General features: G+C 63.4%; 11 protein-coding genes. 7 read left to right on the plus strand and 4 right to left on the minus strand.

Annotated features, from left to right (window positions below):
- Positions 1-968 precede the first annotated feature (968 nt).
- The 5 genes from E5K02_RS01475 to E5K02_RS01495 all read left to right on the plus strand — a co-directional run bounded on the left by E5K02_RS01475 (position 969) and on the right by E5K02_RS01495 (position 6,828).
- Positions 969-2,369 (plus strand): RtcB family protein, encoded by a 1,401-nt coding sequence (locus E5K02_RS01475; protein WP_135391535.1) that lies wholly within the window; start codon positions 969-971, stop codon positions 2,367-2,369.
- A 229-nt stretch (positions 2,370-2,598) separates the two neighbouring features.
- Positions 2,599-3,219, plus strand: a complete 621-nt coding sequence (locus E5K02_RS01480) for a YdeI/OmpD-associated family protein (protein WP_135391536.1) — start codon at positions 2,599-2,601, stop codon at positions 3,217-3,219.
- A 123-nt stretch (positions 3,220-3,342) separates the two neighbouring features.
- Positions 3,343-4,239 (plus strand): carbohydrate kinase family protein, encoded by an 897-nt coding sequence (locus E5K02_RS01485; RefSeq protein ID WP_167856239.1) that lies wholly within the window; start codon positions 3,343-3,345, stop codon positions 4,237-4,239.
- A 166-nt stretch (positions 4,240-4,405) separates the two neighbouring features.
- Positions 4,406-5,059 carry a zinc ribbon domain-containing protein gene (locus E5K02_RS01490; protein WP_135391537.1) on the plus strand — a complete coding sequence of 218 codons (654 nt, stop codon included), beginning with the start codon at positions 4,406-4,408 and terminating at the stop codon, positions 5,057-5,059.
- 341 nt (positions 5,060-5,400) lie between these two features.
- On the plus strand, positions 5,401-6,828 hold the full coding sequence (locus tag E5K02_RS01495; RefSeq protein ID WP_135391538.1) for an RtcB family protein: 1,428 nt from the start codon (positions 5,401-5,403) through the stop codon (positions 6,826-6,828).
- A 130-nt stretch (positions 6,829-6,958) separates the two neighbouring features.
- Here the strand turns inward: E5K02_RS01495 and E5K02_RS25425 are convergent, their stop codons facing one another.
- Together E5K02_RS25425 and E5K02_RS25430 are read right to left on the minus strand one after the other, a co-directional pair.
- Positions 6,959-7,135, minus strand: a complete 177-nt coding sequence (locus E5K02_RS25425; protein ID WP_167856240.1) for a hypothetical protein — start codon at positions 7,133-7,135, stop codon at positions 6,959-6,961.
- Positions 7,136-7,137: 2 nt separating this feature from the next.
- On the minus strand, positions 7,138-7,347 hold the full coding sequence (locus E5K02_RS25430; protein WP_167856241.1) for a hypothetical protein: 210 nt from the start codon (positions 7,345-7,347) through the stop codon (positions 7,138-7,140).
- 169 nt (positions 7,348-7,516) lie between these two features.
- On the opposite strand from E5K02_RS25430, the gene E5K02_RS01505 reads away from it, so the two are divergent.
- Complete coding sequence (locus tag E5K02_RS01505) at positions 7,517-8,182, plus strand: DUF2461 domain-containing protein (RefSeq protein WP_135391540.1); 666 nt, start codon at positions 7,517-7,519, stop codon at positions 8,180-8,182.
- A gap of 32 nt (positions 8,183-8,214) precedes the next feature.
- On the plus strand, positions 8,215-8,748 hold the full coding sequence (locus E5K02_RS01510) for a GNAT family N-acetyltransferase (protein WP_135391541.1): 534 nt from the start codon (positions 8,215-8,217) through the stop codon (positions 8,746-8,748).
- A gap of 201 nt (positions 8,749-8,949) precedes the next feature.
- On the opposite strand, the gene E5K02_RS01515 is transcribed toward E5K02_RS01510, so the two are convergent.
- Together E5K02_RS01515 and E5K02_RS01520 are read right to left on the minus strand one after the other, a co-directional pair.
- On the minus strand, positions 8,950-9,165 hold the full coding sequence (locus tag E5K02_RS01515; protein WP_135391542.1) for a PID-CTERM protein-sorting domain-containing protein: 216 nt from the start codon (positions 9,163-9,165) through the stop codon (positions 8,950-8,952).
- Between the two features lie 78 nt (positions 9,166-9,243).
- Complete coding sequence (locus E5K02_RS01520) at positions 9,244-13,710, minus strand: DUF4394 domain-containing protein (protein ID WP_135391543.1); 4,467 nt, start codon at positions 13,708-13,710, stop codon at positions 9,244-9,246.
- Positions 13,711-13,916: the final 206 nt, after the last annotated feature.

Raw genomic sequence — 13,916 nt, forward strand, 5'->3', positions numbered from 1 at the left:
TTCCCTTTTATTACCCTGGATGGGGCGTTTTATCCGTTCTTTTTTCGGGTGCCGTAGGGGCGCAATCCTTCGTTCCGGGCTGGAAGCCGCAAGGCGTGCGGGTTCAACTCCCGCCCGGTGGCCGCGAGGCCGCCGGTGGCGAAAGGTAGACGCACCAGCAGTTAGGGCGCCCCGCCTGTTGCCCCGAAATCAGAATAGAATAGTACCTCGTTGGGTGCCGTAGCCTAGCCTTACTTCGCACTTTTAATGCCCGGGTCGGGGGTTCGAGTCCCCCTCGTCACTCCCCGGATTGACGGTAGCTCAGCTGGGTAGAGCAGGATAACGGGCTGGGCACCCAGTTGCCCCAACGAGTTTTGTTTGTACTGCTTACCGGGTGCCGTAGGAAGGCGCTACTTCGGTGATTCTTTGGAAGAGCGGGTTCAACTCCCGCACCCCGCCGCTTCGGCGGCGGGAGCTGCGCCGGCCACGGCGCAGCGGCAACGCCCACCGTCCGTTGCCCCGGTAAGCAGCCTGGTTTTCCTGTCGTGGTGCCGTAGGGCCGCCTTTCTTCGGTTACTGAGGTCGTGGGTTCGAATCCCGCCTGCCAACTGGCAGTAGCCTAGTGGTTAGGGCGCAGTAAGGTATGGCTGCCCGCCTGGTTGCCCCCTGCAGGAGCCGGGCCGGAAACGGTGTCGTCGGGTAGTATTCCTTCGTTCTGAAAATACGCCATCGGACTACCCTCTCTATTACCCGTTTCCTTAGCCCGGCAGCGGCTTTTCCGGCCGGATGCCGTACGTCCGCGCTGCTTCGACCTGCCAATTTGGGAGTCACGCGAGTGCCCCAGGCGCGGGCGGCCCGTTGCTCCGGTCCGGATTCGCTTTTCTTTTCTCGGCTACAACACGCGGCCGGCGGCGGCACCGAAATGTGGGTGCCGCCGCCTTATTGCCAGCCGCTTTTTCTTTAACTTCTCGTCTGCGGACTCCTTTTTTATGGCCCATCAATTACGCGGTAACGACCTGCGCCAGCTTGGCTTCCCCGAAGGCCGTGCCATCGGGCTGGCCCTGGCCCAGCTCCAGCGCAAGCACCTCAAGAAAATTTCCCTCACCGGCCAGCTGGCCCTGCTCCAGCACATCCTGGCCGCTCCCCACGACTTCTCGACTCACCTCGACTGGAGCCACGTAGCGGCCGCCCTGCTGCCGCCCCCGTCCCGCCACCTCGAACTGGTGGCCCGCAAGCCTTACACTCTCTACGGCGCCGAGCACATCGAGCCCGGCGCCCTGCACCAGATGGACACGGCCATGAAGCTGCCCGTGACCGTGGCCGGGGCCCTGATGCCCGATGCCCACCACGGCTACGGCCTGCCCATCGGCGGTGTGCTGGCTACCGATAACGCCGTGATTCCCTACGCCGTGGGCGTCGACATTGGCTGCCGCATGGCGTTGTCGGTGTTTGCTTTGCCGCCCAAGTTTATCAGCCAACGGGTGCAGGAGCTGCAAAAGTTGCTGCTCGACAATACCCGCTTCGGCAACCGCACCGGTTTCGACCGGGGCAAGAAACTAAGCCACGAAGTGCTCGACAGCGACACGTTCCGCGCCGTGCCCTTCCTGCGCAACAAGCAAGCCACGGCCGCCGAGCAAATCGGCACCTCGGGCTCGGGCAACCACTTCGTCGAGTTCGGCGTGGTCGACATCACCGACCCTAGCAACGAACTAGGCCTCGCCGTGGGGCAGTACGTGGGCCTCTTGTCGCACTCCGGCTCCCGCGGCCTGGGCGCCTCCGTGGCCAACCACTACACCAAGCTGGCTATGGAAAACTGCCAGCTCCCCCATGAGGCCAAGCACCTGGCTTGGTTGGGTCTGGATGGGGAGTTGGGGCAGGAATACTGGGCGGCCATGAGTCTGGCCGGCGACTTCGCCTCGGCCTGTCACCACCAGATTCACCAGCGCCTGGCCAAAGCCCTGGGCGAAAAGCCCCTGGCCAAGGTGGAAAACCACCACAACTTTGCCTGGAAAGAGCAGCTGCAGGATGGCCGCGAGGTTATTGTGCACCGCAAAGGCGCCACGCCGGCCGGCAAGGGCGTGCTGGGCATCATTCCCGGCTCGATGACGGCCCCCGGTTTTATCGTCCGGGGCCGGGGCGTGCCGGAGGCCCTGGGCTCCGCCTCCCACGGGGCCGGGCGGCTCATGTCGCGTACCCGGGCCAAGCAGGAGCTTACCGACGCTCAGGTGCGCCAGCATTTGAAAGCCCACGACGTGGTGCTGCAGGGCGGGGGCGTAGACGAAGCGCCCATGGCCTACAAGGACATTCACGCCGTGATGCAAAGCCAGCAGGAGTTGGTGGACGTGCTCGGCTCGTTTACGCCCAAAATTGTGCGCATGGATGGCGCGTGAGTTGATCCTTGCCAACAAGAGGCCCCGCCCGGGGCCTCTTTTTTGTCCCTGCCGTTCGAATTACGCCGCATAGTTCTACAGCCACAAGCTTGGACATTCACGGCCGGAGCCCGACGCCGGGCACCTTATCGGGAAAGTGTCTTTTCTTGCTGCTTCTGCGGGGCCTGACGGTTGAATCGTGGTATTTTCGTCCCACCCAGAAAAACCATGGCTGCTACCCCCACTGACAATGACTACAACCGTTGACTTTTATTTCACCGACGGCTGCGGCCGTTGCGCCCTGGTGAGCACCCCGGCCTGCAACGTCAATACGTGGAGGGCGGAGTTGCGCGAGCTAAGAGCCCTGGTGCTCGGCTGTGGCCTGACGGAAGAGCGGAAGTGGGGAGTGCCCTGCTACACCTTTCAGAAAAAGAACGTCCTGCTTATCCACGCTTTCAAGGACTATTGCGCCCTCAATTTCTTCCACGGCGCCCTGCTAGCCGACCCTGCCGGCCTGCTGATGCAACAAACCGAAAACTCCCAGGCCACCCGCCAGATTCGGTTCACCGACGTCCGGGAAATAACCAGGCAGCAGGCCGTTGTGCAAGCCTATATTCAGGAGGCCATAGAAGTGGAAAAAGCGGGGTTGAAAGTTAGTTTCAAACCAACTTCAGAATACGTCCTGCCCGAGGAGCTCCAACACGCCTTGGCCAGTAACGCCGCGTTGAAAGCCGCTTTTAATACCTTGACCCCCGGCCGGCAACGCGGATATCTTCTTTATTTCGCGGCACCCAAGCAAGCCAAAACCCGGGCGGCCAGAATTGCGAAATACACTCCCCAGATCTTGCGGGGCAAGGGCCTGCATGACTAGCCGGTTGGCTCGGCCTCCGTACCCTGCCTCGCAGAACGAGCCGGGCGGGAACCAGGCTTAGGTCAAGACGGGGGGAGTTGGGCGCACGGGGAACGGCTAATCTACTGATTCACATACGTGTCTATGACTGCCAATAATGTCGTCTGCTTCGGCGAAATTCTCTGGGACGTGCTGCCCACCGGCAAGCAGCCGGGTGGGGCGCCCTGCAACGTGGCTGTGCACCTGCGGCAGCTCGGCGTACCGGCCCGGCTCATCAGCCGCGTCGGCGACGATGAGCTGGGTACCGAGCTGCTCGACTTTATCAGGTCCAAAGGCCTAAGCACTGCCTATGTGCAGGGCGACCAACACCAGCAGACCGGCGTCGTGGCAGTCAATGTGGACGACACCCACGAAGTAAGCTACGATATCGTCGGCCCCGTAGCCTGGGACTACGTGCAGCCCGAACCGGCTTTGGATGCGGCAGTGGAGCAGGCCGATATGTTTGTCTTTGGCAGCCTTGCCGCCCGCAGCCCCATTACCCGCGCCACGCTGTACCGCCTGCTGGAGCACGCCCGGTTCCGTGTGTTCGACGTGAACCTGCGGCCCCCGCACTACACCAGAGAAGTCGTCGAATACTTGCTCAGCAAGGCCGAGCTCGTGAAAATGAACCACCACGAACTGGCCGAAATCATGAGTTGGGTTGGCCCGAAAACCGACCTGCCGATGGCCATGCAGGCGCTGGCCGCGCGTTTTCACCTGCGGGCCGTGTGCGTGACGTGCGGGGCCGACGGGGCCCTGCTCTGGACCAACGGCCAGCTCTATCAGGCCCCCGGCCTGCGGGTCGAAGTTCAAGACACCATCGGTAGCGGCGACGCCTTTCTGGCCGCCTTACTCAAAGGCTGGCAGCAGGGGCAGGAGTCGGGCGAGTGTCTGCGGTTTGCCTGCGCCGCCGGGGCCTTGGTAGCGACGCAGGCAGGGGCCACGCCCAGCTTCACCGACGCCGACGTGCGCGGGCTGCTGGCCGGGCCGGCTTCGCCGTAGGTTCAATACCCGCAAGTAAATGCCTGGGGGGAGCATCCGGTAGCTCCTGGTTTTCTCCGGATTACGGCCGCCACGCTGGCTTCCTCTCACATAGTCATGTGGGGTAGGTATATCAATACGGCTATATCCTCTACTTTTAAGCCTCCAACATCCTTCCACACCCGCCATGAGCAACCTGATTCAGTTTGTCGCCAACCACGACGACCTGTCCACCGACAAAGGCTTTCAGTTTAAATTTTACTGCGACAAATGTCGCAACGGCCACATGTCGCGCTTTAGCCCCAACAGCATCGGCATTGCCGGGGAGCTGATGCGGGCCGCCGGCAGCCTTTTCGGCGGCCACTTCTCCGACGCCGGCAACGCGGCCTACCACGTGCAGCGCGCCATCGGGGGCAAGGCCCACGACGCAGCCCTGGAAAAAGCCGTGCAGGAAGGCAAGCAGTACTTCAAGCAGTGCACCCGCTGCGGCCACTGGGTGTGCCCCGACGTATGCTGGAACCACAAAGCCGGCCTCTGCGAAGACTGCGCCCCCGACGAGCACGAGGAGCTAGCCTCCCAGCAGCGCCAGGCCGCCAAAGAGCAGATTTACACCAAAACCCGGGAGCAGAACTACACCGGCAGCCTCGATTTCCTCAACAAAGGCAGCGTCGTGCAGTGCAACAACTGTCAGGCTACCCTCGACGCCAACAAGAAGTTCTGCCCCGAGTGCGGCACCCCCAACGTCGCGGCCCAAACCAAGGAAAAGTTCTGCTCCGACTGCGGGGCCAGCGTCAAGCCCGGCCAGCGCTTCTGCGCCGAGTGCGGCAAGCCCCAGGCGTAGTGCTGAGATGGTGAACTAGTGAAATGCTGAGTTGACGTTCGAGCATCAACTGCGCGCCGTTTTCTCTGTGTCCTGGCGAGGCGGCACGACATTCCGCGCAGCAAGCGGCGGCCATCCGTCCGCGGAAATGTGACAAATGTCCTTTACTCAAAAAGCCCTTTATTCCAGCGGGAGTAAAGGGCTTTTCAGTTTGAGAAGCTTTCTACATTTCAGCGGACGGATGGCCGCGGCTGCGCCTCGCAAGGACAGCGCCAGCCGAACATCAGCTCACTAGTTCACCTCAACCATAACCCCACGCCCGTAATCCGCGCTACAACCGGGACCACCCATTACTCCCGGTTATGTCTAAGCAAACGGTGCGCGGCAACGACCTGCGCAAGATTGGTTTTCCCGAAGGCCCCGCCATTGGCCGCGCCCTCGACGTGCTGGCCGACCGCCAGTTTAAAAAGCTCGACAAAGGCAGTGCCCTGGCTTTGCTCCAGCAAATCCAGGCCGACCCCTACAAGTTTCTGCGCGACGAAACCTGGCGCGACGTGGCCAAGGAACTCGTGCCCCAACCCAGCAACAACGTGGGCCTCAACCCCGAAATCAAGGATTACCGCCGCTACGGCGAGGAGTTTATCGAGGACGGGGCCCGCAAGCAGATGGACGTGGCCATGCAGCTGCCCGTGAGCATCGACGGGGCGCTGATGCCCGATGCCCACCAGGGCTACGGCCTGCCCATCGGCGGCGTGCTGGCCGTCGACAACGCCGTCATTCCCTACGGCGTGGGCATGGATATTGGCTGCCGCATGGCCCTGTCGGTGTTTCCGCTGCCCGAGCACGAGCTGTATCAGCGGGCCAAGGAGCTGCGCAACATCATCCTGGCCAATACCCGCTTCGGCAACAAGTTCCCGGCCTTTGACAAGAAAATGGACGATGCCATTTTCGAGCGGCCCGAGTTCAAGGATATAGCCGTGCTGCGCGGCAAGCGCCAAACGGCCGTCGACCAGATCGGCACCTCCGGCTCGGGCAACCACTTCGTCGAGTTCGGCGTGGTCGACATCACCGACCCCGACAACGAGCTAGACGTGCCCGTGGGCAAATACCTGGGGCTGCTCAGCCACTCGGGTTCCCGGGGCATCGGGGCGGCCGTGGCCCAGCACTACACCAAGCTGGCCATGAATGCCTGTCCGCTGCCACCCGAAGCCCGTCATTTGGCCTGGCTCAGCCTCGGCTCCCAGGCCGGACAGGAATACTGGGCGGCCATGAACCTGGCCGGCGACTACGCCTCGGCCTGCCACGACCAGATTCACCGCCGCATCAGCCGGGCCCTGGGCGAAAAGCCGCTGGCCAAGGTGGAAAACCACCACAACTTCGCCTGGCGCGAAACGCTTTCCGACGGGCGCGAGGCCATTGTGCACCGCAAGGGCGCCACGCCGGCCGGCAAGGGCGTGCTGGGCGTGATACCCGGCTCGATGACCGCGCCCGGCTTTATCGTGCGGGGCCGGGGCGAACGGGACTCGCTACAGTCGGCTTCGCACGGGGCCGGGCGGCGCATGTCGCGGGGACAGGCCATGAAAACCCTGAAGGAAGGCGACGTGCGCCGGGAACTCAAAGACCACGGCATCGAGCTGATGGGCGGTGGCCTGGATGAAGCGCCCATGGCCTACAAAGACATTCACCAGGTAATGGCCCACCAGCGCGACCTAGTGGATGTGCTGGGTTCCTTCACACCCAAAATTGTGCGCATGGATGCCGGCGGCAAGGGTGGTAAAGGAGGGGAGTAGTATACCTAAAAACGAGTTTTTCTAGCCTATTCTGAGCGCCTTACCAGCGTGCTGCTGGCAGTCGATACCCAAGCAAAAAGCCCGGCCGCGTTTGTCAGACGCGGCCGGGCTTTTTGCTTGGGTATCGACTTTACTCGACGATGAGACGGCAGGACTGGGTACCGCTGCGCACCAGGTAGATACCGGGCGCTACGTCGGTGGGCAGGCGCAGCTGCGCGGTACCAGCCGCATCGGCCGACTGCTGCGCTACCCGGCGACCGGTGGCCTCATACACCTCGATGAGCACACCAGGGGCAGCGCCTTCCACCGTCAGCAGGCCGTGGCCGGGTGTTGGGTTGGGGCCACTACCGGCCGGCGGGTCACGCCCACTGGTACAGTATAGGCAGTATAGGTTGGAGGAGCACCGGTAAACGAAAAAGTAGTGGCCGCCGGCAGCGTCGTCTGGACCAGGGTCAGATTGGATACGCAGAGCAGAAGCGCCAGCCAGAGGCGGCTAACCGGAAAAGTAGAAAAGAACATAAGCGGAAGCCTAAACAAAGCATAAAGCAAGAAGGCAAAGGGCGGCTCGATAAACCCCAGGGGAGGGAAAGGCAAGGGGGGATAAAGGCGGACAGTTTCTGGTTATTGCCCATATTGGGTGCCCGTTGAGCTGACTTTGACTACCGAAATTCGCATCATACTGCCCCTCATGCTGCACGCCGCCACGTTTACTTTTCTCGCCGACTTACGCGCCAACAATAACAAAGCCTGGCTGGACGCCAACCGCCTGGCCTACGAAGCGGCCAAAGATGACTTTCTGGCCCTGGTAACCGAGGTGCTGGGCCAGCTCGAAGCTGCCGACCCGGCCATTGCCGAGTCGCACTTGCAGCCCAAAAAGTGCGTGTTTCGCCTCAACCGGGATATTCGTTTCTCGACGAATAAGACGCCCTATAAAACCAACTTCGGCGCCTGGTTCAACGCCGGGGGCAAGGGCGCACCCACGGCCGGGTACTATCTTAACCTGGAGCCGGGCGGCTCGTTTGTGGCGGGGGGCATGTACATGCCCGAGGCCAAAACCCTGGCTACGCTGCGCCAGGAAATCGACTACAACCTGCCCGCTTTCGAGGCCCTGCTCACCGCGCCGGAGTTTCAGCGGCACTTTGCGGGACTAAGCCAGGAAACCAGCCTGAAGCGCCCTCCCAAGGGCTACGAGGCCAACAATCCGGCTCTGACCTACCTCAAGCTCAAAAGCTTCACGGCCTCCCATCCATTGGCTGATGCGGCCTTGCAACGCCCGGGCGTCAGCGGGCAGATTGCGGCAGCTTTTGGTGCCCTGCAGCCGCTGGTTTACTTTCTGAACCAGGCCCTGGACTAACCAACTATGGCGGCTCGCCCTGCCTTCCTTCGATGATCCAACTGCTGCCCCTGCACCCTGACCAGGCCCCCACGTTCCACCGCTGGATGCGTGACCCCGAGGTCATTGTCTATTCCATGTCGGCTTTTCAGGACCTGAAAACCCTGGAGCAAGTAGCGCAGTGGCTCAAGCACACGCTAGCGGATTCAAAAAGCCTGAACCTGGGTATTTACCTGGCGGCAACCAACGAGCTGATCGGGTACGCGGGCATCAGCGGCATTTCGCGGGTCAACCGCTCGGGCGAGTACTTTATTCTGCTGGGCGAGAAGCGCTACTGGGGCCAGGGCATCGGCACGGCCGTTACGCAGCAGGTTGTCAGCCGGGGCTTTCAGGAGCTGGGACTGAACCGCATCATGCTCACGGTTTCTGAGCCCAACGCGGGCGGGGTAAAAGCCTACCTGCGGGCCGGCTTTCAGCTGGAAGGCCGCCTGCGCAAGGCCTGCTACCGGCACAACGCCTTTCATGACAAGCTGGTGATGTCGGTGCTAAAGGAGGAGTGGCCCGAGGGAGCGGAGGGGAGCCGGTAGAATTACTCTGGTGTCGGCGCCTCAGTCCGCACGGCCCAATTCCGCGCAGTGCTGCCCGTCAATAAAGTACCGCAGTAGCTGCGTGCCAGGGAGTCGCCTGGTAGTAGGCCCCATCCCCCAACTATCCCTAAAACAACAAGGGAGGCACTACCCGGTAGTGCCTCCCTTGTCGGCTTAAACACGCCAGTAGCGGCCGACTACTCAGCGCTGTTGGTGCCGGCGCAGGCGGCGCAGGCCGTAGGCGGCTCCGGCGGCCAGCAGCAACGAAGCGCCGCCATCAATGGGCGCGGCCGTAGCGCCGGGACGGGGGCCGCCCGTACCGGGGCCCTGAGCCCGAGCCGGCTGGGCCAGACTGCTAAGCAGCACTACTGCCAAGGTGCCGATGGCCAGCCGTAGCGAGAAGAAGATATGATTCATAGGAAACAATGAAGGCTGGAAAAGAGAAACCCTAAGCCCCGGACGGCCCCAGGCCGTCCGGGAGAACAGGAAATTTGCTTATTCAACGACCAGGCGTTTGTTGACTACTCCCTCGGCCGTGGTCAGGCGCAGGGTATACACGCCCTTGCGCACGCCCGTCAGGGGCAGCTGTTGGTCGGCGGCCGAGCGGCCGGACTGAAGCGTATCGCGCAGCACCACTTGTCCCAGGCTGTTCACGAGCGTAACAGCCACCGGTTGGGTGCGTAGGCTGGCGGGCAGGCTCAGAAACACCGTCCGCGAGGCGGGGTTGGGGTACACGCTTACCAGCTGCGCCAGGGCAGCCGGCGCCGAGGCCAGCACCTTGCTCTGGGTGAGCAGCAGCGTGAAGCGGGGCGCTTGCGAACCGGCCGTGGCCACAAACGAGTAGCTAGGCTGCTGGGCCAGGTCGATGGTCGCGCCGGTCTGGGCGTCGCGCAGGTAGGCGAAGGTACCGGTGGGCAAGTTCAGCAAAGCCGCGGCCCGCAGCGTGTAGGTTCCGTTCTGATACACCTGCAGACGCAGGGGAACTGTCACGTCGGCGCTGCCCAGGGCCGGGAGGGCATTGATGGACAAGCGCAGGCTACCAGTGGTTTCCGTTGCCAGCGTGGGCGCCGTGCCGGCCGTGAGCTTGTACGCATCCAGAGCTGAGTCGAAGCCCGGGGAAGCGCCAGCATTAAAGTATACCAGGGCTTCATCGGCCGGGCCACTGCCGCCGCGCAGTTCCAGGCGGACCGAGGGGTCGGGGCTGGTGGTGCGCTGGAAGCCGGGCGTACGACCGTCGGTAATACGGGCCGCGTTGGTGAAGCTCACCTGCCCGTTGCTGGTGCCTGGCGTGCTGACGCGCACAAAGAAGCCCTGACCCAGGGCAATGGCATCGGTGCCGCCGTTGGTGCCCACGCCGCTGCCGGCCACGTAGCTGGAATACGTGCCTTCATACTGCCCCGAGGAACGGTACACGTACACGGCGCCATCCACGTTCGAGCGGCCCACTTCGTCCCAGTCGATGGGCGACGGGTAGGGGTTGCCCAGCAGCTGCCAGCCCGAGGCATCCTGGGTTGCCGGCGTACCGCCCGGGGCGGCGTTGCGGGCTAGGCCCCCGCGGGTGATGTTGCCACTGTTGGGAGTGCCCACGAAGTCCACCGTCTGGGAAGCGGGGATGTTGACCGTGTAGCCCCGGCCTACTTCCAGCCCGTCGCTCAGCGCGGCCGGTGATTGGAAGCCCTTGTCAAAGTCCATCACGTAGTCGCCGGTGAAAGGCACGCGGCTTTGCTCGTAGCTGAACACAGTGGGGAAGGGCGTTACCAGGCTAGGTTCAGCCGCCGAGTTGTAGGCCGGATTGACCACGGGCGTAAAGCCGGTAGTTGTCAGGTCGGCCACGGTGCTGCCCGTTACCGGCGACGAGTAATGCCGGTAGCCCGCCCCGCTGTTGGCTGCCCCGTCGATGTAGCGCTGCACGGTGGCCGTACCGATAACCGGTCCGTTGCCGGCCTGCAGGATGTTGGCCGTGCCCGTGGGGTTCGACAGCAGCGTCAGGTTGCCGTTGGTTACCACCGCTCCGCTCACTACCAGCACCCGCTGAATCTGTACCGGGGCGTTCAGTACTAGGCCCCCGGCGTTGACGGTAAGGGTGTTGAAGAAGGTCGTCGTGCCGTTGATTTGCTGGGCCGAGGCGTTGGTTAGGTACACTTCGCCCCGGTCGCCGGCCCCGGTGGTGCCGCCATTGTTGGTAAAGTTGCCGCTGAGCGAGAGGATGCTGTTGGCCGCAATGGTAAACCGGGCCCCGCTGCCCAGGGTCAGGTTGTTGGCAAACTGGCTGCCCAGCAGCACCGGGTCGTTGGCCGTGTCCGGAATGGTCACGTCGTCGGTGGCGGTGGGTACCCGGTTGGGGCTCCAGTTGCCGGCCGTGCCCCAGTTGGTATCCACGGCGCCGGTCCAGGTGAGGCCCGCGGCGGCCGGCGCCGCCACGAAGGCGGCCAGGCCGCTCAGGTTGGTGCCGCTGCCGATGCGTCCCAGCTGGTTAAACGAGCCGTTGGCCAGGTTTACTTCCCACAGCGACTCGGCGGTGGTGCCGGTCGGGGCCGCGGCGGCAAAGGCCGTGTTGGTCGGGTTGCTCGGGTTGGAAAGGTCCGAGTAGATGTCGAACTCGACGCCGGTGGCCGGGTTCACCGTGATGTTGGAGCTGCCCACCGGCGTATTGGTGCCCGAGTTGGGGTCGCTGAACACCACGACCTGATTGGTGGTCTGGTCGTAGCCGTAGAGGGTGGTCGTGGTAGCCGGGTTGTTGTCGTTGTTGGTGTAGGCAGCAGCCGATACAGCCCGGCCAGTGGCGAGGTCGGTCGTTACGCCGCCCGTCAGCGGATGCACGCGGTAGTTCGTGCCGTTGCTGCCCGTCACCCGGATTCGGTCGACGGACGGGTTGAAATCGAAGCCGATGCCGCTGGCGGCGCCCAGGTTGTAGCTGCCCGGGCTGCCCACGGCCGTCAGCGCGCCCGTGCTCAGGTTCAGGGTGTAGAGCTGGGCAGTTTGGGCCGTGGCGTTGTAGCCCAGGGCGTACAGCTGCCCATCGAGGGGGCGGAAGTCGGCCCCGACGAGCACCTGCGAGCCATCGGCGGGCAGGCCCGTGATGTTCACGGCCGAGCGGATGTTGTTGGGCGTGCCCGAGTCAAACGAAATCAGGTTGCCGCCGGCCAGGCCGTACATCAGGCGGCCCGTCAGCATGGGCTGCGTCAGGGGCGCAATAGTAGCCGACACGTCGCGCACCGGAATTCCCAGGCCGATAACCCCCACGGCCGTCGCCGAGCCGGCTGCCGTGTTCAGGGTATAGAGCGTGCTGAACGAAGCCGTCGTGGTGGCCGCATCCGCATTCGACACCAGGTAGCCCTGGTTGGTTTGGGTGGCCGCGTCGAAGTAGAAGTCCAGGTCGTTTACCGCCCCGCTGCTGGGCAGCAGGTTGCCCGCCCCGGAGCCCGACAGCTGGCCCGCGTTGGGGTTGCTTTGGGTGAAGAGCTGGTTACGCACGTCATCAATATCAAAGAGCGTGGTGCTGGTGCTGCCCGCGTAGGAGTTGGTGTAGGCCACTGCCCCGATGGAGGGCGTGCCGGTGGCCCCGCTCACAAAGTTCAGGTTGCCATCGGTGGCGGCCACGGCGCCGTTATTGGGGTTGAGGCGGTAGTTGCGCGTGTTCAGGCCCGTCACCCGGATGCGGTCCACGGTGGGGTTGAAGTCGAAGCCCACCGCGTTTAGCGCCTCGGGAGAGCTGCCCAGGTCCAGGAGCACCGGGCCCGGGCCCACGGCCGTGGCCACGGCCGTGCTGCGGTTGATGATGTAGAGGCGGGATTCGCCGGTGGTGGGGTTATAGCCCAGGCCAAACAATTCCCCAGTATTGGGGCGGAAGTCGGTGCCCACCAGGGTTTGTCCGGCCGTAATGCCCGTTATAGTCGTCGAGGAAAGCAAAAAGTCGGGCCGTCCGGAATAGAACGAAATCAGGTTGCCGGTGGGCGTGGTAGCGTAGAGCAGCTGCCCGCTGGGCGCGGGGGCCGTCCGCTCGATGCGAATGGCAATGTCGGTGATGCCGGGGGCGGGGTTGGCATTCACGGGTGGGTCGAAGGGGCTGCCGCCCCCGATGCCGCCTTCCAGGGTCACGGTGCCGTCGGCCAGATTCAGCGCGTACAGGGCCGTCACAAACTGCCCGGCCCGCGTGGGGTCCGGGTCGGGGCCGTTGATGCTCAGATACGCTTTCTGGACGCGGGTAGTGGGGTTGGTAAAGATATCCAGGTCGGTGCTGACCCCGGGCGTATTCAGCGGAATCGGGGTTTTGATGGTTGTCACCGTGTTCTGGGTGCCATTGTTCGGCGGGTTCTGAATCAGCAGCAAGGAGCGCTGCTCATCCACGGTATAGAGCGTGGTAGCCGTCGAGCCGATAAAGCTGTTGGTGTAGCCCGCCGCCCCTATAAACGGGTTCTGACCGGCGTTGGTGTCGGTAGCGGCGTAGGCCACGGCCCCATCGGTAGCCGAGATGGTGCCGTCGTTGGGGTTGAGGCGGTAGTTGGCGTCGTTGGTGCTCACCACCCGGATGCGGTCCACGGTGGGGTTGAAGTCGAAGCCGATGCGCTCGGCCGTGCCGCCCAGGGCCAGGGTCTGGGCGCTGCCCACGGGCGTAGCGGCCGTGGTTTGCACGGCCAAAGGCGAATCAAAATTCAGCGTATACAGCTGGGCCTGCTGGGTAGCAGCGTTGTAGCCCAGGGTGTAGAGCTGCCCGGTGGCGGGCCGGAAATCCAGGCCCACCAGGATTTGCCCGGGCGTGATGCCGGTAATGGCCTTGCGGCTGCGGACCGTCGGGCTGGCCAGATCCAGGGAGGTCAGGTCGGTGCCAGAAAGACCAAACACGGTTTGGGCCGTGGCCACCGGAGAGGCAGCCCCCAGCAGCAGGGCGCCCAGGGCGGCCCGCTGCCACCACAAACGTAAGCCTTCAGGACGCGCCAGGGGCGGGAGTAGGGGTATTGGCATGTAAACAGTAGAAATAGAGGTGAAAGGAATACGAGAAGTGGGCCGCCACGCTAAGCAGAGCCGTTGGGACGGGCAGAGTAGCTACGGAAGTGGCGCCGGGTTTGGATTGCAGAAAAAAGGATTAAAAAAAGATTAATAAGGTTGATTCCCATTAGGATGGAATGGCAGCGTGGCCGGTGGAATCTTTACCAAAGCCGTCGGGCTAC

It is taken from the genome of Hymenobacter metallicola, from assembly GCF_004745645.1.
Classification (GTDB): Bacteria; Bacteroidota; Bacteroidia; order Cytophagales; family Hymenobacteraceae; genus Hymenobacter; species Hymenobacter metallicola.

Bases quoted from the DNA above. Each gene is read 5' to 3' on its own strand.
- E5K02_RS01475 (WP_135391535.1), top strand. From the start codon at position 969: ATGGCCCATCAATTACGCGGTAACGACCTGCGCCAGCTTGGCTTCCCC.
- E5K02_RS01480 (WP_135391536.1), top strand. From the start codon at position 2,599: ATGACTACAACCGTTGACTTTTATTTCACCGACGGCTGCGGCCGTTGC.
- E5K02_RS01485 (WP_167856239.1), top strand. From the start codon at position 3,343: ATGACTGCCAATAATGTCGTCTGCTTCGGCGAAATTCTCTGGGACGTG.
- E5K02_RS01490 (WP_135391537.1), top strand. From the start codon at position 4,406: ATGAGCAACCTGATTCAGTTTGTCGCCAACCACGACGACCTGTCCACC.
- E5K02_RS01495 (WP_135391538.1), top strand. From the start codon at position 5,401: ATGTCTAAGCAAACGGTGCGCGGCAACGACCTGCGCAAGATTGGTTTT.
- E5K02_RS25430 (WP_167856241.1), bottom strand. From the start codon at position 7,347: ATGTTCTTTTCTACTTTTCCGGTTAGCCGCCTCTGGCTGGCGCTTCTG.
- E5K02_RS01505 (WP_135391540.1), top strand. From the start codon at position 7,517: ATGCTGCACGCCGCCACGTTTACTTTTCTCGCCGACTTACGCGCCAAC.
- E5K02_RS01510 (WP_135391541.1), top strand. From the start codon at position 8,215: ATGATCCAACTGCTGCCCCTGCACCCTGACCAGGCCCCCACGTTCCAC.
- E5K02_RS01515 (WP_135391542.1), bottom strand. From the start codon at position 9,165: ATGAATCATATCTTCTTCTCGCTACGGCTGGCCATCGGCACCTTGGCA.
- E5K02_RS01520 (WP_135391543.1), bottom strand. From the start codon at position 13,710: ATGCCAATACCCCTACTCCCGCCCCTGGCGCGTCCTGAAGGCTTACGT.